Annotated in this window: 24 protein-coding genes and 2 tRNA genes; 19 read left to right on the top strand and 7 right to left on the bottom strand. The window is 72.3% G+C overall.

Translation table 11 applies throughout. From position 1 onward, the window contains the following. Positions 1–188 precede the first annotated feature (188 nt). The 4 genes from ABEA93_RS27270 (at position 189) to ABEA93_RS27255 (ending at position 4,520) form a co-directional block, all read left to right on the top strand. Entirely contained in the window at positions 189–1,451 is a 1,263-nt protein-coding gene (locus ABEA93_RS27270) for a glutamate-5-semialdehyde dehydrogenase (RefSeq protein ID WP_345678435.1), read from the top strand. Positions 1,452–1,528: 77 nt separating this feature from the next. Then, positions 1,529–2,089 (top strand): SCO2584 family spore wall biosynthesis protein, encoded by a 561-nt coding sequence (locus tag ABEA93_RS27265; protein ID WP_345678434.1) that lies wholly within the window; start codon positions 1,529–1,531, stop codon positions 2,087–2,089. A gap of 70 nt (positions 2,090–2,159) precedes the next feature. After that, positions 2,160–3,383: an SCO2583/SCO2584 N-terminal domain-containing protein gene (locus tag ABEA93_RS27260; protein WP_345678433.1), complete on the top strand. Its 1,224-nt coding sequence runs from the start codon at positions 2,160–2,162 to the stop codon at positions 3,381–3,383. A 75-nt stretch (positions 3,384–3,458) separates the two neighbouring features. Continuing rightward, positions 3,459–4,520 (top strand): SCO2583 family membrane protein, encoded by a 1,062-nt coding sequence (locus ABEA93_RS27255; protein ID WP_345678432.1) that lies wholly within the window; start codon positions 3,459–3,461, stop codon positions 4,518–4,520. Positions 4,521–4,522: 2 nt separating this feature from the next. Here the strand turns inward: ABEA93_RS27255 and ABEA93_RS27250 are convergent, their stop codons facing one another. Next, positions 4,523–5,728, bottom strand: coding sequence for a M48 family metallopeptidase (locus tag ABEA93_RS27250; RefSeq protein WP_345678431.1), 1,206 nt, complete (start codon positions 5,726–5,728; stop codon positions 4,523–4,525). Positions 5,729–6,097: 369 nt separating this feature from the next. Between ABEA93_RS27250 and ABEA93_RS27245 the strand changes: the two genes are divergently transcribed. Next, complete coding sequence (locus ABEA93_RS27245) at positions 6,098–6,268, top strand: hypothetical protein (protein ID WP_345678452.1); 171 nt, start codon at positions 6,098–6,100, stop codon at positions 6,266–6,268. A gap of 155 nt (positions 6,269–6,423) precedes the next feature. Continuing rightward, the gene (locus tag ABEA93_RS27240) at positions 6,424–7,791 is read left to right on the top strand and encodes a TerD family protein (protein WP_345678430.1); all 1,368 of its coding nucleotides are present in this window, start codon (positions 6,424–6,426) and stop codon (positions 7,789–7,791) included. 21 nt (positions 7,792–7,812) lie between these two features. Here the strand turns inward: ABEA93_RS27240 and ABEA93_RS27235 are convergent, their stop codons facing one another. From ABEA93_RS27235 to ABEA93_RS27220, 4 genes are all read right to left on the bottom strand, one after another. Next, entirely contained in the window at positions 7,813–8,085 is a 273-nt protein-coding gene (locus ABEA93_RS27235) for a hypothetical protein (RefSeq protein WP_345678429.1), read from the bottom strand. A gap of 153 nt (positions 8,086–8,238) precedes the next feature. Further along, positions 8,239–8,451, bottom strand: a complete 213-nt coding sequence (locus ABEA93_RS27230; protein ID WP_345678428.1) for a hypothetical protein — start codon at positions 8,449–8,451, stop codon at positions 8,239–8,241. Beyond that, entirely contained in the window at positions 8,448–9,185 is a 738-nt protein-coding gene (locus tag ABEA93_RS27225; protein ID WP_345678427.1) for a hypothetical protein, read from the bottom strand. Before ABEA93_RS27225 ends, ABEA93_RS27230 begins: the two co-directional genes overlap by 4 nt. 127 nt (positions 9,186–9,312) lie before the next feature. After that, entirely contained in the window at positions 9,313–9,687 is a 375-nt protein-coding gene (locus ABEA93_RS27220; protein ID WP_345678426.1) for a hypothetical protein, read from the bottom strand. Between the two features lie 195 nt (positions 9,688–9,882). Between ABEA93_RS27220 and ABEA93_RS27215 the strand changes: the two genes are divergently transcribed. From ABEA93_RS27215 to ABEA93_RS27195, 5 genes are all read left to right on the top strand, one after another. Next, entirely contained in the window at positions 9,883–10,341 is a 459-nt protein-coding gene (locus ABEA93_RS27215) for a helix-turn-helix domain-containing protein (protein ID WP_345678425.1), read from the top strand. 162 nt (positions 10,342–10,503) lie between these two features. Continuing rightward, entirely contained in the window at positions 10,504–11,121 is a 618-nt protein-coding gene (nadD, locus tag ABEA93_RS27210) for a nicotinate-nucleotide adenylyltransferase (protein WP_345678424.1), read from the top strand. Continuing rightward, complete coding sequence (locus ABEA93_RS27205; RefSeq protein WP_345678423.1) at positions 11,118–13,136, top strand: LCP family protein; 2,019 nt, start codon at positions 11,118–11,120, stop codon at positions 13,134–13,136. The genes nadD and ABEA93_RS27205 overlap by 4 nt, the downstream gene beginning before the upstream one ends. Positions 13,137–13,312: 176 nt before the next feature. Beyond that, positions 13,313–13,723: a ribosome silencing factor gene (rsfS, locus tag ABEA93_RS27200; RefSeq protein WP_345678422.1), complete on the top strand. Its 411-nt coding sequence runs from the start codon at positions 13,313–13,315 to the stop codon at positions 13,721–13,723. Then, the gene (locus ABEA93_RS27195; RefSeq protein WP_345678449.1) at positions 13,720–14,364 is read left to right on the top strand and encodes a histidine phosphatase family protein; all 645 of its coding nucleotides are present in this window, start codon (positions 13,720–13,722) and stop codon (positions 14,362–14,364) included. Before rsfS ends, ABEA93_RS27195 begins: the two co-directional genes overlap by 4 nt. Before the next feature lie 60 nt (positions 14,365–14,424). Here the strand turns inward: ABEA93_RS27195 and ABEA93_RS27190 are convergent, their stop codons facing one another. After that, entirely contained in the window at positions 14,425–15,090 is a 666-nt protein-coding gene (locus ABEA93_RS27190; protein ID WP_345678421.1) for a helix-turn-helix transcriptional regulator, read from the bottom strand. Positions 15,091–15,198: 108 nt separating this feature from the next. Here ABEA93_RS27190 and ABEA93_RS27185 point away from each other — a divergent pair, with 108 nt between their 5' ends. The 7 genes from ABEA93_RS27185 to ABEA93_RS27155 all read left to right on the top strand — a co-directional run bounded on the left by ABEA93_RS27185 (position 15,199) and on the right by ABEA93_RS27155 (position 20,388). Continuing rightward, on the top strand, positions 15,199–16,335 hold the full coding sequence (locus ABEA93_RS27185; RefSeq protein ID WP_345678420.1) for an LLM class flavin-dependent oxidoreductase: 1,137 nt from the start codon (positions 15,199–15,201) through the stop codon (positions 16,333–16,335). A gap of 208 nt (positions 16,336–16,543) precedes the next feature. Further along, the gene (locus ABEA93_RS27180) at positions 16,544–17,299 is read left to right on the top strand and encodes a glucose 1-dehydrogenase (RefSeq protein ID WP_345678419.1); all 756 of its coding nucleotides are present in this window, start codon (positions 16,544–16,546) and stop codon (positions 17,297–17,299) included. 215 nt (positions 17,300–17,514) lie between these two features. Next, entirely contained in the window at positions 17,515–18,294 is a 780-nt protein-coding gene (locus ABEA93_RS27175; RefSeq protein ID WP_345678418.1) for a glucose 1-dehydrogenase, read from the top strand. A gap of 1 nt (position 18,295) precedes the next feature. Further along, complete coding sequence (locus ABEA93_RS27170; protein WP_345678417.1) at positions 18,296–19,246, top strand: alpha/beta hydrolase; 951 nt, start codon at positions 18,296–18,298, stop codon at positions 19,244–19,246. A 71-nt stretch (positions 19,247–19,317) separates the two neighbouring features. Further along, on the top strand, positions 19,318–20,091 hold the full coding sequence (locus ABEA93_RS27165; protein WP_345678416.1) for a glucose 1-dehydrogenase: 774 nt from the start codon (positions 19,318–19,320) through the stop codon (positions 20,089–20,091). 104 nt (positions 20,092–20,195) lie between these two features. Further along, positions 20,196–20,268: transfer RNA gene (locus tag ABEA93_RS27160), tRNA-Ala, on the top strand. A 47-nt stretch (positions 20,269–20,315) separates the two neighbouring features. Continuing rightward, positions 20,316–20,388, top strand: a tRNA-Ala gene (locus ABEA93_RS27155). 334 nt (positions 20,389–20,722) lie between these two features. On the opposite strand, the gene ABEA93_RS27150 is transcribed toward ABEA93_RS27155, so the two are convergent. Further along, positions 20,723–21,496, bottom strand: a complete 774-nt coding sequence (locus ABEA93_RS27150) for a FadR/GntR family transcriptional regulator (protein WP_425585111.1) — start codon at positions 21,494–21,496, stop codon at positions 20,723–20,725. A gap of 173 nt (positions 21,497–21,669) precedes the next feature. Here ABEA93_RS27150 and ABEA93_RS27145 point away from each other — a divergent pair, with 173 nt between their 5' ends. Further along, positions 21,670–23,028 (top strand): glutamine synthetase family protein, encoded by a 1,359-nt coding sequence (locus ABEA93_RS27145; RefSeq protein ID WP_345678415.1) that lies wholly within the window; start codon positions 21,670–21,672, stop codon positions 23,026–23,028. Positions 23,029–23,056 lie beyond the last annotated feature (28 nt).

Raw genomic sequence — 23,056 nt, 5'->3', positions numbered from 1 at the left:
TCGGCCGGCCGCGACGCAAAAGCGCCGGTCAACCGGCCGGGCAGGGTGCACATTGTGGTCCGGGTCACGGGCCAGCGGAAGACGTACCCGCTCCGCCCGCCGGAATTGCGTCCGCCGCGCGGCCGTGCGGCGTCTCGACAGGCGGAAAACCCTCCGGGAAAGCTCCGGCCCCTCGGTAGGCTGGCGGCATGACCAGCAGTGAATCCTCCGCCGTCCTCGCCACCGCACGCCGCGCCCGGGAAGCCGCCGCGGTGCTCGCGCCACTCGCGCGGACGCAGAAGGACACCGCGCTGCTCGCCATCGCGGACGCGCTGGTCGCCCGTTCCGCGGAGATCGTCGCCGCGAACGCGCAGGACATCGCGAAGGCCCGCGCCAACGGCACCAGCGAAGCCATCGTCGACCGGCTCACGCTGACCGACGAGCGGATCGCGGCGATCGCGTCCGACGTCCGCGACGTGGTCGGGCTGCCCGACCCGGTCGGCGAGGTCGTCCGCGGCTCCACGCTGCCCAACGGGCTCGACCTGCGCCAGGTGCGGGTGCCGCTCGGCGTCGTCGGGATCATCTACGAGGCACGCCCGAACGTGACCGTGGACGCCGCCGCGCTGTGCCTGAAGTCCGGAAACGCGGTGCTGCTGCGCGGCTCGTCGTCGGCGTACGCGTCGAACACGGCGCTGGTCGCGGTGCTGCGCGACGCGGTCGAGTCGGCGGGGATCCCGGCCGACGCCATCCAGCTCGTGCCGGGCGAGAGCCGCGACAGCGTCACCGAGCTGATGACCGCGCGGGGCTTGGTCGACGTGCTGATCCCGCGCGGCGGAGCGTCGCTCATTCGCACCGTGGTCGAAGGCTCGACGGTGCCGGTGATCGAAACCGGGGTCGGCAACTGCCACGTGTACGTCGACGCCGATGCCGACCTGCAGATGGCCGTCGACATCCTGGTCAACTCCAAGGCCCAGCGGGTGTCGGTGTGCAACAGCGCCGAGACGCTGCTCGTGCACGCGGACATCGCCGACGCCTTCGTGCCGGTCGCGCTGGCCGCGCTCAAGGACGCGGGCGTGACGGTGCACGGCGACGCGGCCGTGCAGAAGTACTCCGGCGACGTGGTGCCGGCGACGGACGAGGACTGGGACACCGAGTACCTGTCCTACGACATCGCCGCGGCCGTCGTCGACTCGCTCGACGACGCGGTGGCGCACATCCGGCGGCACACGTCGGGGCATACCGAGGCCATCGTGACCCGTTCGCAGCAGGCCGCGCGGCGTTTCGTGAGCCACGTGGACTCGACCGCGGTCATGGTCAACGCGTCCACCCGGTTCACCGACGGCGGCCAGTTCGGCTTCGGCGCCGAGATCGGCATTTCCACCCAGAAGCTGCACGCCCGCGGGCCGATGGGCCTGCCCGAGCTGACCTCGACGAAGTACGTGGTCACCGGCGACGGGCACACGCGCGGCTGACCCGGCTTTACCCGGAGCCCCGGATGCAGTAGGGCAATTTCGTTCCCCCGGGGCTGCCGCGGTAATAGTGTGGTGGAGTGCCCGATTCGCCAGGGTCGGAAAATCCGGACGGCCCGCCGGAGTTCGGGGAGAACCCCGACCACGCGGGGGACGACGTGTCCTCCGTGGTCTTCGACGAGCACTTCGTCGCGGCAGCCCTCGTCCACGAGCCGTCGGCCGCGGAGCGCATGCTCGCCTCGGCCCCGCCGACGCCTCCGCCCGGCGTCGACCCGCCCGACCTGTCCGACGCGCCGTTCCTGCTGCACCCGCCCCAGGTGGGCTGGGAGCACGACGGAACGTTCGACAGCGACCCGCTCGAGCTGCACGAGCCGACCGGCGCGGCCGGGACGGGCTGGTGGCGGCAGTCGGTGGCGTGGGTGCTGGCGCTGCTGATGGGCGTCGGGGTGGTGGCGATGGCGGTGACGGCGGTGGCGCCCGGCCGCGCCGGCAACCCCCAGGGCCCCAAGCCGACCGTCGGCCCGGCCGTCCCGGGCGGCGAACCGCTCACGAGTACGACGGCCCCGGCCACCGCCCCCGCGGCCGCGGTCGCCCCGGTTCCGTGCGTGGCGGCGCGTCCGCCCGCGGTGGGGTGCAGCTGAAACCTCGGATCGTTGTGATCCCCCTCACCCGCCTCCACTCCTTGTCGGCGCCATCCGCTAAGTTGCGCCCGTGTCTGAGCGTCAGGGGGCCGGCCGGGAGCCGGACGCGTCGGGGGAATCGTCGGATCCGTTCGAAGGGCTCGTGCTCGACGAGGACTTCGTCAAGGGTGCGGAGAAGTCCGAAGGCTCCGCGCGGGCGCGCATGCTCGCCGCGAAGTGGCGGGAGAACCCGCCGGAGCGCATCGGGTTCCGGGAGGCCGCGGACACGCCGCGGCGCCGTGGCCGCCTCCGCGGCCCGCGCACCGGCCGCGGCTCCGCCGCGCAGGACCGCTCGGACCGCACCGGCGTGAAGGTCGCCGTCGTTTTCGTCGCGGTCGCCGCCCTGCTGCTGCTCGGTTCCAACCAGGGCGTCTTCCGTGACCTGTTCGGCGGTTCGGACGCGGACGACACCGCGAGCCCGCAACTGCCGGTGTTCCCGCAGAACCGGACTGCGTCCGCCACCCCGCGGGCCCCCGAAACAGCCACCCGCGACCAGCCGTTCGCGGGCTCGCCGGCCAACGGCTACAACGACGGCGAGAGCGGCATCGTCCCGCCCGATGCCACCAAGGTCGGCGACTTCTCCGCCACCGAGGTCAAAGCCGCGCTCGACACCCACCGACGGCTGCTGGTGCTGGGCAACCTCGACGCCACGACCTTGCGCGGCGGCTACCCGCAGGGCTTCATCGACCTGATCGACCCCGTCGACCCGATGGTCGGCGAGCTGCGCGGTGCACTCAAGACCCCCACCGCGGACCACGACCCGCTGGCCTGGATCACCCGCTTCGACCCGGCGCAGGCCGAACTCGTCGGCCCGGTCGTCAAGGTCACCGGCATCATGGCATTCCGCCTCGACCAGAACGGCGGCCTGGTCGTCGAGTCGGACTACTCGTTCGTGTATCCGGTGGCCAAGCCCGGCAGTTCCGAGGTCACGCGGGTGGTGGTGCGCCGCACCTTGCAGACCCAGGTCTACAAAACCGGCACATTCCGTCAGACGCCGCCCGGCACGGCGTGGGTGTCCGGCGGCGAGGTGCGGCAGTCCGGCGGGTCCTGCGAACGGCAGTACGGGTACGTGCACCCCGCCTTCCCCTCGGACGCCAAGGCCTCCGGCGGCTGCGGGCCGCAAGGTGATCCGTACGACCGCACGACCCCGCTCCCCGGCGGCACCGGCGCGGTCTCGGTGGCGCCGCCCGCGATCGCGGCCGCGTGGCCGGAACCGCCGTACGGCGCCGGGACAGCTGCCCCACAGCTGTCCTGACCACCCGTCAGAACCCTTTCCGATCACCGTATTTCCGCAGTTCCGGGCGAGACTCGGGCGACCTACCATGGAGTCATGTCCGGTCGGGGCGAACCCCCTGATGGCCGCCTCGGGGGCGGGTCCGACGGCGAGGACGAATTCCGCGTCGTGTTCGACGAGTCGTTCGTCCGGGCCGCCGTGCTCCACGAGCCGACGGCGCAGGAGCGGATACGCACCGGGAGAGGACCCCGGCGCCTGCGCCGGATCTTCGGCGTGCCCGCGGGCACGTTCCGGGTCGTGGCGGTCGCCGTGGTCGTCGTGCTGGTGATGACAGGAGCGCTGTACTTCGGCGCGCGGCGCGGGCATCCGACGTCGGTGCGGACGTCGGGCGGGCCCGCCGTGCTGATCCGGGTGTCGCTGGTGCCGGGGGAGGGCGTCGCGGTGTCGAGCGGCCCGTACGGCACCGATCCGTTCGCCGGCACCGCCGCCGCGACCTGGCACGACGGGCGTGCCGGGATCACGCTGCCCGATCTGGCGGGCACGGCGCACTTCAGCGCCCCGCAGGTCCGCGAAACCTTCGAACTCGTCCGCGATTTCGTCAGCAGCACGCAGCTCGATCCGAACGTGTGGCGAGGCGCCCGCCCCACCGCCGCCCTCGGCGCCATGGAATCCGACCAGCGCGACCACCTGACCGCCGCGCTCGACCACCCCGCCGACGACGACCTGCACGCCGCGACCGGCTGGGTCACCCGCTTCGACCCGGCGCTGGTCTCGGCCGCGGACACCAAGGCCCGGATCATGGCCGTCGCCACCGCATCCGAGCCGCACACCGGCGAACTCCGGTTCACCGTCGACGGGATCGTCGCCTACGCGATACGCGGCCCCGGCGCCCCGGTGTGGACCCGCTTCGTCGTCCACCGCGTCTGGGAGTTCGCCGTCGACGCGGCCGCCCTGCGGCACGGCACCCTGCACGTCGTCCGCATCACCACGATCGCCGCCCCGCAAGCGTGCACGCCCGACACCGCGGCGTTCTTCCGGCCGATGGCGGCAACCACCGCACCGCCTGCCGGCACCGGCACGCCGCACCCCGGCACCGACCCGTGGCGGCTGGGCGCGGCGACCGAAGCCACGTGCGGGATTCTGGGCGCCGCGGTGTGAGATCAGGCGGTGCCGGGCCGGGACTCCCCGTCGTCGGCCGCATCCGGCGTGGCGGGCCCGGACGTCCCGCCCTCGGCGGAGCCCGGCGCAGCCGCCCCCGAGCCGTCCGAAGCCGGCCCTGCCGAGCCCGCTCCGTCCGACGAACCCGCCGCGAAGCCCGCGAACTTGTCCCGCAGCTTGCTTCCGGCGTCCGCCGCGCCGCCCGCGAAGTCGCGGAGCAGCCCGAACAGCGGGTCGGCGGTCTGCCGCACCGATTCCCGGTACGCATCGGCGGACGCCTTCGCCTCGGTCCGCACCGAGGCGTCGCGGTCGTCGTCCCGGCGCGGGTAGTCGCCTGCCATGATCTCCGCGAAGTCCGGGCCGTCCGCCCAGCGCTTCAGCTGCGCGACCCGGACGACGGGGAACGGGTGCGAGCGTCCGATCACGTTCATCAGCTTGAGGACGCTGTCGCGGACATCCGTCGCCGCGTCGTATTCGGCGGCCTGCGCGAGGAATTCGTCGGTGCTCATCTCGTGGAGCTGCGACCCGCCCGCGATCTTCATGAGCGCCCGCATCGACACCTCGGGGTCCTGCCCGACGAGCAGACCGGCGCGGTCGCAGCTGAGTTCGGACTTGCGGAACCACTCCCGCAGCCCCGCGATGAGCGCCTGGATGCCGAGGGTGCCGAGCGGGATGCCGGACAGGCCGGCCGCCAGGTTGGTGAGGATCAGCAGCATCGTCCGGTAGACCGCGTGGCCGGACAGGATGTGCCCCATCTCGTGGCCGACGACGGTGCGCATCTCGTCGTCGTCGAGGAGTTCGACGAGCCCGGTGGTGACCACGATGAACGGCTTGTCCATGCCGATCGCCATCGCGTTCGGCTGCGGGTCGAGCGTGACGTACAGCTCGGGCACCGACGGCATGTCGAGGATGTACGCGGCCTCCCGGCATATCTCGTGCAGCCGCCGGAACTGCTGGTCGCTCGTCCGCACGCTCCCGGCGAGGAACGCCAGCCGCACCGAACGCTCCGACAGCATCCCGGACAACTGCTTGAGCACCAGGTCGAACCCGTTGATCTTGCGCAGCGCGACGAGGGCACTGCGGTCGGCCGGATGCTCGTACGCCCGCGACGAGATCCCCGGGAACCGGGTGCGCTGCCGGGCGGGTGCCTTCCCCGCGCCCGCCCCCGCGCCGTCGCCGTTGCCGGGCTGCTTGGCCGTGTCGGACATGGGTCCGTCCCCCTCGCACTCGCCGCTGTTCGTCCGTCTTTCAGCGTAGGCGCCCGGCGATGGCCCGACACGGGGACAACCCTCGGCATTCGACGCGTCGTTCGACCGGACGCCGAGCGGAACCGGACCGGAAGGCGACCGGAACCCCACGGGAAACCGGCGGGAATCCGGCGGGAATCCGTGCCGGATCGGGCGGGTGGGATGGGAGTGCGCGGCAACCGATCGGGGCAAACGGTGATCCTGCGCGCGCATGTCGCGACAGGCTTCCGTACGATGGCGTGCGCGGCCGCACGGCCTGCGCGGGAACTCCGGGTTCGGGGGGACCGCGGGGGCGGCGGGGCCGCCGTCCGACGACCAGACACTTAAGGGTTGACCACGATGACCGAGCAGGCCATGACCGTCCTCACCCGCCTCGCCAGCGAGGGCGGGGAGCACGGCGGGAGTCACGAGAGCTTGAGCCCGCTCGGCGCCGGCCTCGGTGCGTTCATCACGCTGCTGATCCTGCTCATCATCACGCTGTCCTTCAACAAGGACCGCTGACCCGCGTTTTCCGCACCGCACCGGGGCCGCCGAGCGGCGGCCCCGGCTTTGTGCTGCCCGGGGACGAAACGCGCCCGGGGTTCCCGCGTTTTCGCGGCCGCCGCGCGTTATCGTTCGGGGCGGACCGGGTGGGAGCGGGACAGGGGAGGGGCGCAATGCGTACGTTCGCGATGGGCGAGAAGGCCAGACTTGCGGATCTGACCGGAGCCACCGCGCTGCGGGTCGAGGTGGCCGGCACGGCACCGGGCGCCGACATCGCGGCATTCTGCTTCGCGTTGGACGCGTCCGGGCGGATCCCCGCGGGACGGGGACCGGTCAGCACGGCGCGTCCGGCCTCGCTGGAGAGCGCGGTCGCGCTGGTCTCCGGCGGCGGCGCCGACGCGGCCTTCGACCTCGACCTCGACGCGGTCGCCGACGACGTGCACCGGCTGCTGTTCGTGATCGCCTCGGTGGGTCTGGAAATCGGCCTGCACGGCGCAAGCGTCGCCATTTCCGCGGACGGCGCAGACGTCGCCGCGTTCGCGATGCCGCCCGGCACCCTGAAGGGCCAACGGGCCCTCATCCTCGGCGAGGTCTACCGGCGGGACGGCTGGCGCTTCGGCGCCGTCGGCCAGGGCTACCGCGACGGGCTCGACCAACTGGTGCGCGACCACGGGGGCGACCCGGCGGACGTCGCGCCGGAGGCGGCCGCCGAGGTGGTCGACGCGGCCGAGCCAGAGGCTCCCGCCGTGGCCACCCCGGAGCCCCAGCCCGAACCCGAAGCGTCGGTCGCGCCCGAAGCCGAAGCGTCGGTTGCGCCCGAAGCCGAAGCCGAGGCCGTCGAGCCCGAGCCCGGCGAGCCGGAAGCCGCGCCCGCCGAGCATGCGGCTCCGGTCGAGCCGGAACCGGAACCGGAGCCCGAGGCCGCCACCCCCTCCGCCGAAACCGCCGCCGACGAACCCCCGTCCGTCACCGACGTCCCCTGCCGGATGCCCGTCCCCACCGCCGTCACCTACGAAGGGTCCGGCGACCGCATCCTGCGGATCGCGCGGCCGGTGCCCGAGGGGCCGGTCGTCGCGGAGATCACCGGCACCGGCGCCGGGAACTTCGCGGTCTGGACGCTCGATGCGGCACTCGAACAGGACAAGCTGCTGGTCAACGAGATCGGCGCCTGCCACGGCCGGATGCTGCTCGACGAGCGCGGCACGCACACCGAGCGGCTGAAGATCGAAAGCGACGGGCCGTGGACCGTCGTGATCCACCCTCCGACCGCGGCGCCGTGGTTGACCGGTCCGGTGACCGGCGACGGGCCCGAGGTGCTGCGCTGGACCGGGCCGCGCACCGTCGTCGCGATGACACACGCGGGGTCCAGCAACTTCATGGTGCGGGCCTACGCGGAAGCACTGACGCCGGGCGAGGACCCGTACCTGGCCTCGCTCGCCAACGCGATCGGCCCGTACGAAGGCGAGTCGATCATCCCCGTAGGCCCGTGCCTCCTGGAGATCGAGGCGGACGGCGACTGGACGCTGACCCCGGAGGGGTGACCGCCTCCGGGCGCGCCGGGGTCACCGCCCGGTCGCCTGCCAGACCGTGAGGCACATGCTGCCCACCGCCGTGAGCGCGGCGAGCGACGGCACCGGCCAGCGGGCGCGTTCCAGGACGTGGATGCGCTCGTCGTGTTCGGCGAGCACCTTTTCGGCCTGGTCGGCGCGTTGCAGCAGCAGCGCCAAGTCGCCGCGGGTGGTGGCGAATCCGACATCCACGCTGCGTCTCAGTTCGGCGATTTCGAACGCTATCCCGGCCGGGTCGGGTGCGGATTCCGTGGTCCTGCTGATCATGAGCCGGCCTCCTCGGGGCTCGCGGACAAAGCAAAACGGCGAAGCCGATGCCCCCTCGGTGGGCACAGCTTCGCCGCTGCCTCCAGTGTGATCGAGATCGCCGGTATTCGCAAGTGTGTTCGAATCAATGAGGCGTGGCGCGGCGGCGCGCGGTCAGCCGGGTGCCGGCCGCCGGCGGGCGCGGCGTTCCGCCCGGAACACGTCCTCCAGGCGGAACAGGTTCTCCCGCCCCCGCTTCCCCGCGGGGGCGAGATGTCCGAGCTGGACCCACTTGCGGATCGTCGCCGGGCCGACGGCGACCTCGGGGGCCGCCTCGCCGGCCGTCACCAGCGCCGGAGCCGCCGCCCCGGACGGGGCGCGGGTCACGCCGCCGCCTCGGCGAGTTCCTCCACCGCGCAGCCCACCAGCAGGGCGAGTTCGGCCCACTCGTCGCGCTCCCAGCGGTGCCGCGCGCCGGGTGCGATGTGGCAGGCGCATGTCTCGTCGTCGCAGCGGCAGCCCGGGTTCACGCACAGCACGATGTGCCGGGCCGCGAACGCCCGCAGCGACACCGAATCGCAGAGCGGGCAGCGCGGCCGGATCCGCCGGATCGGCTCGGTGTCGCCGAGGGCACGGGCGCAGCGCCGGGCCATCCGGCGGAGTTCGGACTGCACGTGCTCGGCCAGGTCGGCATCGCGTTCGACCGCGTCGAGCAGGCGCAGGACGCGGATCAGCCGCGCCGTCACGTCGCCGGCGGGCGGCGCCGGATAGCCGAGCCGGTCGTGGACGGCCTCCTCCAGTTCGGCGATGCTCGCGGTGATGTCGATGCCGGCGTCCAAGGCCGCGAGGTTCAGCGGCGCCGAGCCGTCGCCGGGCGGTGTGCGGTCGTGCTGGGCGTTCCACAGCGCCGCGGCGCGGTCCTCGGCGGCTTCCGCGGCCCGGCGGGCCAGGGCGTCCGCGGACGGGTCCGGCGCGGCGGGCGGTCGTCGACGCGGCCCGGCGGCCAACTCCTCGTGCAGCTCCGGGAATTGCCGCAGGAGCGAGTCGATGGCGCGGCGGGCGCGCCCGGTGAAGCCGTCGCTGCGCGGGGTGCGGCGGCGCGGTCGGGCGGTACGGGTCACGGGGTCCTCCTGGCGCGAGTGCGGTCGGGGGAGGGGCGGATGGCGGGTGGTCGGTGTCGTGGTCGTGAGGTGGCGGTCGTCGAGGTGCCGGTCGATGCGTCGCGGAGGAGGCCGAAGCCGCGGCGGCTCAGTTCGCTGCCGTGTCGCGCAGGCGGGTCCAGGCGGCGGTGGCGACGACGAGGGTCGTCGTGCCGTCCGGGTGCGCGGTGGCCGTGCGTACCGCGTCCAGGACGGCGCGCACGGCGCCGCGTATCTCGGCGTCGGCGTGCGCGGCGCGGGCGAGGCGGAGCAGTTCGGCGTCCAGCGCGCGGAGGGCGTCCAGCGCGCGATGGCGCGGCGCGCCCGGTCCGGGGGACGTTCCGGCGGCTCCGGCGGGGCCGTGCTCGGGGGCGGCCCGGTGGTCCGGTCCCGACTCGGGGTCTTCCGCGGGCTCCTCGGCGGGTTCGGCCGCCGCGGGGGCGGGCGACTGCCGCGGGATGCCCGGCGCGCCTGGCTTGCTCATGTCGGACACACTCTTCGATCTCGCGCCTTTATCGAACTGAAGTTCGATCGGACGTCCACGTTAGCGGTCTGCGTACCTGCTGTCCACGCAATGCGTACCGATCGGAGGGGCGTGGCGGACCGGCCGGGTACGCTGCGTGTCGACAGGTGTGCAGCCATGCGCCGGGGTGTGCGCGGGCGTCGGGGAACGGGAGCGATGAACCGTCTGAAGCGGCTCGTGGAGGGCTGGATCGACGCGGAGCCCGGGCGCAACGCCCGCAAACTCGCCGACGCCGCGGGAGTCAGCCGCACCACGGTCTATTCACTGCTCGCCCGCACCGGCCAGTCCCGCCGGATGGTCGAACGCGCCACCCTCGAAGCCCTCGCGGCCGGCATGGGCGTCCATCCCAACCTCCTCATCGAGGCGGCCCGCGACGACGCCGGGTACTGGACGGACGACAGCGGCCCGGCCGCCAATCCCCGCATCCGCGCGTTGCAGACCGCCCTCGACGACCTCACCGACGCCGAGGCGGAGGAAGTCGCCGAAGTCGCCGAGGTCGTGCTCCGGCGGGTCCTGGCCCGACGGGCGGCCGCGGGGCAACTCCCGCTCGGCGGAGTCCCGGAGCAACGCCACCGGAATGCCGCCCGCCCGGCCGGAGAACCCGCGGCGGGCTGACCCCGCGTCCCGTCCTCGGCGCCTCGACCCGGCGATTCCCGGCCACCCCGGCGGGGCCTTGCACCGGGCCGGCATCGCCCCTGCCCCGCCCCCGCCCGGCTCTCCGACACCTCGGCCCCGGGGCGTGTGCTTCCGTGAGCCTGCCCTATAGATTTGCCGCCCATGGACGATGGCACGGCACAGCGCACCAGACGCGTGGGCGTCATGGGCGGCACGTTCGACCCGATCCACCACGGCCACCTGGTGGCGGCGAGCGAGGTCGCGGGGCTCTTCGGACTCGACGAGGTCGTCTTCGTGCCGACCGGCGAGCCGTGGCAGAAAACCCACCGCGAGGTGTCGCCGGCCGAAGACCGCTACCTCATGACGGTCATCGCCACCGCGTCCAACCCCCGGTTCTCGGTCAGCCGGGTCGACATCGACCGGCCGGGCCAGACCTACACCGTCGATACACTCAAGGACCTCAGCCGGGCCGCCGGCGAGGGGACCGAACTGTTCTTCATCACCGGCGCGGACGCGCTGGCCCAGATCATCTCCTCCTGGCGCAACGCCGAAGAACTGTTCGGGCTCGCGCACTTCGTGGGCTGTACCCGCCCGGGGCACACGCTGTCCGACCCGGGTTTCCCGGACGGCGGGGTCAGCCTCGTGGAGGTGCCCGCACTGGCGATCTCCTCCACGGACATCCGCCGGCGCCAGCGCGACGGCGAGCCGATCTGGTACCTGGTGCCGGACGGCGTCGTGCAATACATCAGCAAACGAGGGCTGTACCGAGGGGCGACATGACCGGACCGGGCGAACGGCGAGGCGGGCCCTACGGCGAAGAGCCGTACCGCGACGGCACCACCGGCCCCGAGGGCTACGACCCCGCGGCCACCTACGGCACCTACCAGCAAGGCCAAGGCGACGGCTACGGCCAGGGCTACCCGCCGAACCCCGAATACGGCACCGCCGTACCCGGCCAAGACCAAGGCCAGTACGGCTACGACACCCCGGCCTACGAGAACTCCGCCTACGAGTCCCCGGCTTACGGCACCCCTTACGGGCAACAGCAGTACGACCCGCAGCAATACGCCCAGGCCCCCGGCCGGCCGCCGACCCAACCCCAGGCCCCGGGCTACGGCTACGAAACCGGCTACGACTCCGGTGCCTACGCCGCCCCGCAACCGGCCCAGCCCGGCTATGCCCCGCCGTCGGACTACGACTCCGGCGCCTACGCCCCCTACGACGGCCAGACCTACCCGGCGTCCGGCGTCCGCCCCGACGCGGCCCCGCAGGCGCCCGGCCAGGTGCCCGGGCAGACCGCCTACGGGCGCGCGCAGACCGCCGCCGCGCCCGCCGAGCCGCAGGTCCGCCGCCCCGGGTCGACCGACCCGGCTGAATCGTCGAGCACCACCGGCTCGTACCGCGTCCAGGTCGGCGGCACCGGCACCGCCGCGCGCCCGTCCACCCCGGCCGCGCCCGCCGCACCACCCCCGGCCGCTCCTCCCGCCCCGCCCATTCCGGGCCGGCCGCGTCCCGCGCCGCCCAAGGGTGCCGCGGGGCGTCCCGGCCGGGCGAACAGCGAGCGCGTCGGCTACGACGACGACGAGTTCGCGTTCGTCGACGACGAGGCCGAAGAGTCCGAAGACGTCATCGACTGGCTGAAGTTCGCCGAGACGCGCTCCGAACGCCGGGACGAACGCCGCAAGCAACTCCGCGGCCGCGCAATAGCGTTGCTCCTCGCGCTGGTGCTGGCCGGCGTGGGCGTCGGCGGCTACTTCGCCTACACGACCTGGTTCAAGGACGACGCCAAGGCCGCCCAGCAGACGAGCGGCGGCGCGGTGCTGATCCAGCTGCGCGGCAAGGACGGCCAGGCGCTCGCGAGCGCGGTGCTGGCGAACGACCCGACGCGCGGCACCGCCTCGATGATGACCGTGCCGTCGGTGACCATCGTCAACACCCCCTCGGCGGGCCCGGTCCCGCTCGGCAGCCTGATGGCGAGCGACGGCGCGGGTGCGTCCCGGGAAGCGCTCGCGCAGCTGATCGGCATCAAGATGGACGGCTCGTGGGTCGTCAGCGAGCCCGTGCTGCAAGGCCTCGTCGACATGGTCGGCGGTATCGAGCTCGACGCCGATGTGGAGGTCAAGGGCCCGGACGGGCAAGTGCTGGTGCCGCGCGGCAAGTCGAACGTGCGCGGTGCCGCGGCCCGCGCCTACGCCGCCTACCGGGTCCCGGGGGAGGCCCCCGGCCTCGGCTCCGACCGGTTCGGCCGGGTCGTCAACGGCGTGCTGCGCGGCCTCCCGCAGAAGCCCGACCTGGTCGCGAGCCTGCTGCGGAACCTCGCCAACGTGTCCGACCCGTCGCTGCCCGACGCCCGCCTGGCCGACCTCCTCACCGAGATGGCCAAGGGCGTGCAGACGCAGAAGTTCACCTCGGCGGGCCTGCCCGTGCAGCCGGACGGCATGCTCGACACCGCCGCGGCCGGAACCGTGGTCAAGAACATCCTCGGCGGCACCGTCACCGTGCCCCGCGCCGAAGGCCCCGCCCGGGTCATGGTCGGGGACGCCAGCGGCAAGAACAACGCCGCCGAGTCGGTGCGCGTCAAGATGGTCAACGCCGGCTACACCTTCGTGCCCGGCGGCCCGGTCGACGCGAAGGCGAAGCCGACCACGATCATCCAGTACAGCGACGACGCCCGACTGGAGACCGCCAAGCAGATCGCCCTCACCCTGAACCTGCCCGAGACCGCGGTCACCAAGGCCCAAGGGCAGATGCTCGCGGACATCGTGATCACGCTCGGCCAGGACTACAAGCCGTAACCGGGGCCGCGGGCGGGGCCGGGATCCGGGGGACCGGGCCCCGGCCCCGCTTGCGGCCTGCCTCATGAGGCCTCACTCGGCCTCACTCGGCCTTGCCCGGCCTTACTCGGCGGCGGCGACCCCGCGCGGTGTGAGAACCTGGAAGGCATCCTTCGTCGCCTCAGGAAAAGTTGATCGTGACCGCCACTCCCCACGCCATCGAGCTTGTCATCGCCGCCGCCGAGGCGTGTGCCGAGAAGCAAGCCACCCAGACCGTCGCCTACGACGTGAGCGAGATCGTCGGCATCACCGACGCCTACGTGCTCGCCTCGGCGCCCAACGACCGCCAGGTCAAGGCCATCGTCGACGAGGTCGAGGAGCGGCTGCGCGAACTGGGCGCGAAGCCGGTCCGCCGCGAGGGCGACCGCGAGGCCCGCTGGGTCCTGCTCGACTACATCGACATCGTCGTGCACGTCCAGCACGCCGAGGAGCGCGCCTACTACCGGCTCGAGGGCCTGTGGAAGGACTGCCCGCAGATCGAGCTGCCCGAGTCGGTGCAGCAGGTCAACCGCGACCGCGCCGCGTCCCCCGCCGAGGACGCGAGCTGAGCGCGCGCGACGCCCGCCGCATCCTGCTCTGGCGGCACGGGCAGACCACCTGGAACGTGGAGCGCCGGTTCCAAGGCCAGACGGACATCCCGCTGACCGACACCGGCGTCGCCCAGGCCCGCCGGGCCGCCCGGCTGCTCGCCGCGCTGCGGCCCGACGCGATCCTCGCGTCGGACCTGACGCGCGCCGTCGACACGGCCAACGAACTCGTGGCGCTCACGGGTCTCGAACTGGCCACCGACAAGGGCCTGCGGGAGACCTACGCGGGCCAGTGGCAGGGCCTCACCAACGCCGAGATCGAGGCGCGTTTCCCGGCGCAGTTCGCCGCCTGGCGGCGAGGTGAGCCGGTGCGGCGCGGCGACGGCGAACTGGAGACCGAGGTCGCGGACCGCGCGGTCGCGGCCGTGACGCAGGCCGTCGAGGCGCTGCCGGACGCGGGGACACTGGTCGTCGTCTCGCACGGCGGCGCGATCCGCTGCCTCATCGGCCGCATGATCGGCCTGCCGGAAGACAACTGGGGCTCGCTCGGCGCGCTGTCGAACTGCTGCTGGTCCGTCCTCGGCCCGGGCGCGCGCGGATGGCGCCTGCTCGAACACAACGCGGGGACGCTGCCCGAGCCGGTGCTCGGCGACGAGGTCTGAGCGGCGGGTCCGAGGTACTTCGAGATGTGCGGCGGCGCCGGGCCTTGAGCCCGGCGCCGCTCAGTTCTCCGGGCCGTCTCCGGCGGCGGACGACGGCGCGGCGGGTGCGGGGCCGCCGGCGCCCGAGCGGTCGGCGGTGTGTTCCTCGCCGTGCTCGTACAGTTCGTCCAGGTCCGCCAACATGCCTTCGGCCAGGTCGCGTTCGGCCTGGTAGTAGCGCTCCGCCCAGCGCAGCGCGAGCTTGGCGAACGGCCAGCGGTCCTGCGAGGCCTCTTCCGACGAATGCACTTCGGCGAGCGTGCGGTCGGCCCAATCCCGGTGCTCCGCAACGGTCTTGCGCAGCTCCTCGGGTTCGGACAGGAACCCCATCCAGACGCGCAGCACGACACCGTGCTTGAGGACCGGCGGGCCCGCGGGGCTTTCGCGCATCCAGCGTTCGAGCGCGGCGCGACCGTCGTCGGTGATCGTGTAGAGGCGCTTGTTGCGGAGTTCGTCCTGGGACGCGATGCGCGACACCGCGAAGCCGAGCTGCTCGAGGCGCTTCAGCTCCGTGTAGATCTGGCTGAGGGCCGGGCTCCAGTAGAAGTAGCGCAGCGACGCGTCGGCCCACTTCTTGAGGTCGTACCCGGAGCGTTCGCCCGGCATGGACAGCAGTCCGAGCACCGCCCACGCCGTGTTCGGCAGCTTCGGCAACGGCGTCGGATGCGGTGCGGGGGCGTCGCTCATCGGGGTCCCTCCCTTTCGTCCAACTGATTCTACGTCAGTTCACCCCTTGACGTCGCAGACTGTCATACATCTAATTGGAGTATTCCACGCGAGACTCAGGAGTACGGCATGCAGTTCTCGATGATCTTCGAGGCCCAGATGGCCAACCCGACCGCCGAGCACGAGCGGCAGGTCATCCTCGACTCGGTCGAGCAGGCCGTTTACGCCGAGGAGATGGGCTTCGACCGCGTCTGGGCCGTCGAGCACCACTCGACCAAGTGGTACTCCCACATGAGCGCGCCCGAGATCTTCCTGACCTGGGTGGCCGCGCGCACCTCCCGCATCCGCATCGCGCACGGCGCCGTGTGCATGCCCTTCAACTTCAACCACCCCGCGCGCGTCGCCGAGCGCATAGGCATGCTCGACACGCTGTCCGGCGGCCGCCTGGACGTCGGCGCGGCCCGCGGCGGCACCCTCCAGGAGACCAGCCTCGTCGGCGCGGACATCGAGACGACCAAGGCCCAGGTCGAAGAGGCGCTGCGCATCCTGGGCGCCGCCTGGCAGAAGGACGAGCTGGAGTACAACGGCGAGCTGATGCAGATCAGCCCCCACCCGATCCTGCCGCGCCCGGTGCAGACCCCGCACCCGCCGCTGTTCCTCGCGTGCAGCAAGCAGCCGAGCCTCGTCGAGGCCGCCAACATGGGCGTCGGCGCGCTCGTGCTCGGCTTCGCCGGCCCGGACGAGGTCGCGAACCTCAACAAGATCTACCGCGACGCGATCGAGGCCCGCGACGGCTCGCAGTTCGTGTCCACCGTGCAGAACAACCACCTCGTGGCGCTGTGCCCGACGATCGTCTCCGAGGACGGCGACACCGCCCGCCAGGTCGGCGCCCGCGGCCAGCGCTTCTTCGCCCAGTCGATCGCGCACTGGTTCTCCGGCGGCAAGTCGGGCATCCCGGACGAGGCCGTGGTCGACGGCGTCGACCACGTCAAGGAGATCCAGGAGGCCGCCGAGCAGCAGGTGGCCATGCTGCACGAGGCGAAGATCCCGGTGACGGTGAACGCCACGGCGACGTACAACATCAACCACGCGTACGGCACCGCCGAAGACGCGATCGGCTACGTGCAGAAGCTGATCGACGCGGGTGCGGACGAGATCATGTGCCTCATCCAGATGGGCACCGTCCCGCAGGAGGCGTGCATGGAGACCATCCGCATCTGGGGCGAGAAGGTCATCCCGCACTTCCGCGCGAAGTACGGGAACTGACCTCCGGAGCTCCGGCCGGGGCCCGACGCGAGTGCTGCCACGCGAGTGATGTGCGCGACACGCACCGCGTGGGCAACCGGCCGGAGCCGGGCGGCGACTGACGCCGCGTCAGACCGGGTCGCCCGTTCCGGTGCGGAGGACTGGAACGGGCGACCCGACCCATGTGTAATCCGTACCGACTCATGGCGTCTATGAAAGGGCCTGCCACGTGACCAGCCTGGACGGCAAGGTAGCCATCATCACCGGAGCCGCGCGCGGCATGGGCGAGGCCGAGGCCCGGCTCCTCGCCGCGCACGGGGCACGCGTCGTGCTGACCGACGTGCTCGAGGAAGAAGGCACGGCGGTCGCCGCGGACATCGGCTCCGCGGCTCTTTTCGTGCGGCACGACGTGTCGTCGGCGGAGGACTGGGCGCGGGTCGTCGCCGCGGCCGTCGAGACCTTCGGCGGCGTCGACGTGCTGGTGAACAACGCGGCGATCCTGCGGCACGCGCTGGTGATGGAGGAGACCGCGGAGAACCTGGAGCGGGTTCTGCAGGTGAACCTGTTCGGGGTCTTCCACGGGATCCAGGCCGTAGTGCCCGCGATGGTGGAACGCGGCGGCGGGTCGATCATCAACATCTCGTCGCTGGCCGGGCTGCAGGGCATTCCGCGGCACGGGGCCTACGGGGCGGCGAAGTGGGCGGTGCGGGGGCTGACCAAGACCGCGGCGCTTGAGCTGGGCGAGGACGGGATCCGGGTGAACTCCGTGCACCCGGGCGGCGTGGACACCGCGATGCTCGGCCGAAGCGTCGAGCGCGGACGCGGGAACTACCCGGCGGTGCCGCTGCGGCGGATCGGGGAGCCGGAGGACATCGGGGAGCTGGTGGTGTTCTTGGCTTCGGATGCTTCGTCTTGGATGACGGGGACGGAGTTTGTGATTGATGGGGGGTCTACGGCGGGGATTGTGCCGCCGATGCGGGGCTGACTCACGCCCTCATAGGGCCCTCCCTCCTCCCACCACTGCGGGACGAGGACCGTGTGGGAGTCCCTCCCCCGCCCCCACCGCCATCGGACTCGGCCGACCCCCGAAGTCTCACCTCGGCGGCCCCGCCCCGTCACTTTTGAAAATCCCACCCTGTGGATAACGGCCCGCCTGTGGACGAAAGCCGCCACACAAGCCCAACCCAGAAAGCCACCACCATGACCGAACTCCAGGGCCCCAACCTCACCGACAAGGTCGTCATCATCACCGGCGCGGCCGGCGGACTCGGCGCGGCCTCGGCCCGCCAGGTCGTCGCGGGCGGCGGCAAGGTCGTCATCACCGACCTGCAGGAGGAGGCCGGCCGCAAGACCGCCGACGACCTCGGCCCGAACGCCCGCTTCCACGCCCACAACGTCGCCGACCCCGCCCAGTGGCAGGCCGTCGTCGACTTCACCCTCGCCGAGTTCGGGCGCATCGACGGCCTCGTCAACAACGCGGGCGTCACCGCGGGCGGCCCGTTCGCCGAGGAGTCGCTGGAGAACTTCGAGCGCGTCATCAAGATCAACCTGACCGGCGTGTGGATGGGCATGCAGGCCGTCATCCCCGCGATGAAGGCGGCGGGCGGCGGCTCGATCGTCAACATCTCCTCCGCCGCCGGCCTCATGGGCCTCCCGTACACCGGCTCCTACTCGGCGGCCAAGTGGGCGGTCCGCGGCATCGGCAAGACCGCCGCGATCGAGCTGGCCGGCGACAAGATCCGGGTCAACTCCGTGCACCCCGGCATGATCTACACGCCGATGACCGCCGTCGTCGGCATCAAGCCCGGCGAAGGCGGCTACCCGAAGGCCCCGATGGGCCGCGCGGGCGAAGCGGAGGAGGTCGGTTCCGCGGTCGTCTACCTGCTCTCCGACGCCGCGTCGTACGTCACCGGCTCCGAACTCGCCGTCGACGGCGGCTGGACCGCCGGCCCCACCGTCCGGAACACCGTGGAAGGCTGACATGCCCCAAGACGCCCTGGCCCCGGAAGTCCGCCAGCTCATAGACATGATGACGGCGACCTTCCCGCAGGTCGGCACCCAGGTCGCGGACGCCGCCGAGGCGCGCCGCATCCTCGCCGCCGCTCCCAAATCGCCCGCCCCGCCGATCCCCGTCGCGGACGTGCAGGACCGGACCATCCCCGGCCCCGCGGGCGAACTCCCGGTACGGATCTACCGACCCGCCGGGTCCGAGGCGTCCGCCGCGCTCCCCGTCGTCGTGTTCCTGCACGGCGGCGGGTGGGCGCTCTGCGGCCTCGACAGCCACGACGGCACCTGCCGCGCGTTCGCCAACGCGACCGGCGCCGTCTTCGTCTCCGTCGACTACCGCCTGGCGCCGGAAACCCGCTTCCCGGGCGCCGCCGAAGACGCCTACGCCGCCTACTTGTGGGCCCGCGAGCACGCCGCGGCCATCGGCGGCGACCCCGCCCGCATCGCGATCGCCGGCGACTCCGCGGGCGGCAACCTCGCCGCCGCCGTCTGCCTCATGGCCCGCGACCGCGGCACCGCGCAGCCGACGTTCCAGCTCTTGGTCTACCCGGTGCTCGACCACCGGCGCGGCACCGACTCGTACCGCGACAACGCCGAGGGCTACTTCCTGACGGCCACCCACATGAGCTGGTACTGGGAGCAGTACATCGGCCCCGACGGCGACCCCGCGCACCCGTACGCGTCGCCCGGCACCGCCCCCGACCTCGCCGGGCTCGCCCCCGCGTTCGTCGTCGCCGCCGCGCTGGACCCGCTGCGCGACGAAGGCGCGGCGTACGCGGTCCGCCTCGCGGAAGCCGGCGTCCCCGCCGCATACGGCGTCTACGACGGCATGTTCCACGGCGCGATCGGCATGGGCGCCCTCGTGCCCGCCGCCGCGACCGCGTTCGCCGACGCCACCGAAGCCCTGCGCAAGGGCCTCGCGTAACCCCGCGCACCCCGCACCGGCTTTCGTGCCGGGCCCGCCGCGGCGGGCCCGGCAACCCCGAGGAGTGACCCATGGCACAGCTCACCGACCAGCTCACCGGCAAGGTCGCCGTCATCACCGGCGCCGCACGCGGCCAAGGCGAGGCCGAAGCCCGCCTGTTCGTCGCCCGCGGCGCGAAGGTCGTCATCACCGACCTGCTCGAAGAAGAGGGCGAGAAGGTCGCCGCGGACCTCGGCGACGCGGCCGTCTTCGTCCGCCACGACGTCTCGTCGCCCGACGACTGGAACCGGGTCGTCACCGCCGCCCTGGACGCCTTCGGCCGCATCGACGTCCTCGTCAACAACGCCGCGATCTACTGGACCAAGGCGTTCCAGGACGAGACCCTCGAAGGCCTCGACAAGATCTTCAAGGTCAACTTCCAGGGCGTCTTCCTCGGCATGCAGGCCGTCCTGCCGACGATGAAGGCCCAGCGCTCCGGCTCGATCGTCAACATCTCGTCGCAGTCCGGACTCGAAGGTCTCCCGTCGCACTCCGCCTACGGCGCGACCAAGTGGGCCGTCCGCGGCCTCTCCAAGACCGTCTCCCTCGAGGTCGGCGAACACGGTGTCCGCATCAACTCCGTGTACCCCGGCGTCATCGACACCCCGATGATCGCCAAGGTCGGCGTCGAACGCGGCGAAGGCAAGTTCCCCGCCGTCCCGCTGCGCCGTGTCGCCGCGCCCGAGGAGGTCGCCGAGACCGTGGCCTTCCTCGCCTCCGACGCGGCCTCCTACATGACCGGTGCGGAACTCGTCGTCGACGGCGGCATGACCGCCGGCGCGGTCCCCGCCACCGGCCGCTACTGACCGCGCTGACCTGCGGAAACGGCCGCCCGGGTATCGGTTAGGAAGTTGCCCGGTCGACCATGTAAAGTAATCCCTGGCCAGTCGGGCAACCGACTGCCGGGTGAGGGGCTATAGCTCAGCTGGTAGAGCACCTGCATGGCATGCAGGGGGTCAGGAGTTCAAGTCTCCTTAGCTCCACTCACACAATTGAATCGACCGCCGGTCTGCGTGAGGGCGGTCACCCCGGGGCTATAGCTCAGCTGGTAGAGCACCTGCATGGCATGCAGGGGGTCAGGAGTTCAAGTCTCCTTAGCTCCACTCGGGTCGAGGGCGACGTATGTCTGTTGGTGAACAGACCTCGTCGCCCCTCGTCGTTTTTTGGCGCTTCGCGCCGGTGGGGGGCTTCGCCACCCCACACCCCCCCAAAGCCCGCGTGGTCAGGGAGCGCCGGTGGCGAAGCCTGGTCACCCCAGCTCCCCACCCGGCCGGCCTGGTCGACCGGGGATGCGCGGCTGGTCTACCAGAGTCGGGACGAGTTCTGGGGGGAGCGGGCCGGCGGGTCGCCGCATTGGATGGGGCGGTTGCTGGAGATGGTGCGGTCGGAGTTGGTGGCGGCGCGGGGTGGGATGGTGCTCGACGTGCGGTAGTGCCCTCAGGCCAGGAATCCCCGGAGCAACGCCGCGGTGCCTTCGAGGTGTTCGATCGTTGCCAGCCGGGCCGCGTCCGGGTCGCCTGCGAGGACGGCTTCGACGATGGCCTGGTGCTGGACCGCGCTGTGCGCGATGTTGCGGTCGAGGACGGGTATCGCGTTCAGCAGGTCGTTGAGGCGCATGCGGACGTCGGCCGCCGCCGCGGTGAGCGAGGAGGAGCCGGCGAGTTCCGCCAGGGTGAGGTGGAAGGCGGTGTCGAGGCGGCGGTAGTCCTCGGGGGCCGCGGTGTCGACGGCGGTGAGGCGGGCGAGGAGGAGTTCGCGCTGCGCGTCGGTGAGGCCGCGGGCGGCGAGGACTTGGACGGCGCCGACTTCCAGGACCTGGCGGAATGTGAGCGCGTCGTCGAGGGCCGGGCCCATGTCCTCGGCGCGGCGGCGGGCTTCGCCGGGTTCCGGGGCGGGGAGCGGGCCGGTGACGAAGGTGCCGCCGAAGCGGCCGCGGCGGACTTCGACATGGCCCGCTTGCTGGAGTGCGCGCAGGGCCTCGCGGAGGGTGATGCGGCTGACGCCGAGGCGCGCGGCGAGGTCGCGTTCCGCGGGGAAGCGGCCGCCCGGCGGGACGACGCCCAGTTTGATCGCGGCCATCAGGCGTTCGACGGTCTCCTCGAACGCGTTGCCCGCCCGTACCGGACGCAGCACGGCATCGGCCGTCGGGTCGCTCCACCCCTCGAATGCGGATGCGGATTCGGACGCGCGTTCGCCGGCGTCGGTCGGCACTCTTCCACCCCCTCGGTTCCGCTCCGGGCGTCGGTCGGGTCGGCACCGAATTTCTTTCGGCAGTTCAGACCAATCAATGGACTGATGTTAGACCAATGAGATTGGATAGCCCGGAACGTCCGTACGAGCATGACGGACGGCCGGAGAGCGGCGTGTCCCAGGGGAGGACGGCGATGGTCCACGAGCAGCCGTACGACATGGAGTGGCTCCGCACGCAGGTCGCGTCCGGCGTGATCGACACCGTCCTGGTGGCGTTCACCGACATGCAGGGCCGGCTTCAGGGCAAGCGGCTCTCCGCCCGGTTCTTCCTCGAAGAAGTCCTGCACCACCACACCGAGGGCTGCAACTACCTGCTCGCCGTGGACATCGACATGAACACCGTCGACGGCTACGCGATGAGTTCATGGGAGAAGGGCTACGGCGACTTCGTCCTCGTCGCCGACCACGCGACGCTGCGCCCGGTGCCGTGGAACGAGGGCACGGCCATGCTCGTCGCCGACCTCCGGTGGACCGACGGGACGCCGGTCGTCGCCTCGCCGCGGCAGATCCTCAAGGCGCAGACCGACCGGCTGGCCGCCCTCGGGCAGCAGGCGATGGTCGGCACGGAACTGGAGTTCGTCGTCTACCGCGACACGTACGAGGACGCCTGGCGGCGCGCATACCGCGACCTGACGCCGGCGAACCAGTACAACGTGGACTACAGCGTCCTCGGCACCGCCCGCGTCGAGCCGCTGCTGCGGCGCATCCGCAACGACATGGCGGGCGCCGGGCTGTACGTCGAATCGGCGAAGGGCGAATGCAACCTCGGCCAGCACGAGATCGCGTTCCGCTACGACGAAGCCGTCCGCACCTGCGACCACCACAGCATCTACAAGAACGGCGCCAAGGAGATCGCCGCGCAGATGGGCATGAGCCTCACCTTCATGGCCAAGCCCAACCAGCGCGAAGGCAACTCCTGCCACATCCACCTCTCGCTGCGCGGCGGCGACGGGCCGGTGCTCGCGGGGGACGGGCCGCACGGGCTGTCCAAGGCCGGCGAGCACTTCCTGGCCGGGCAGCTCGCCACCCTGCGCGAGTTCACGCTCCTGTACGCGCCGAACATCAACTCGTACAAGCGCTTCCAGCCCGGCAGCTTCGCGCCGACCGCGGTGCAGTGGGGCGTCGACAACCGCACCTGCGCGCTGCGGCTCGTCGGCCACGGCCTGTCGCTGCGGGTGGAGAACCGGGTGCCGGGCGGCGATGTGAACCCGTACCTGGCGGTCGCCGGGATGATCGCCGCGGGGCAGTACGGCATCGACAACGAACTGCCGCTGATGCCCGCGCAGACCGGCAACGCGTACACCTCGGGCGCGGAGAACGTCCCCACCACGCTCCGCGAGGCACTCGACCTGTGGGAGAAGAGCGAACTCGCGCGCACCGTGTTCGGCGAGGACGTCCACGCGCACTACGCCAACGCCGCCCGCGTCGAACTCGCCGCGTTCGAAGCCGCCGTGACCGACTGGGAGATGTACCGCGGCTTCGAACGCATGTAGCGCCGACGAGCGCCGCCGCACCACCCCG

Source organism: Yinghuangia aomiensis (assembly GCF_039542225.1).
Lineage (GTDB): Bacteria > Actinomycetota > Actinomycetes > Streptomycetales > Streptomycetaceae > Yinghuangia > Yinghuangia aomiensis.
The sequence above is the reverse complement of the archived record's forward strand: the minus strand, read 5'-3'. Positions and strand labels throughout refer to the sequence as shown.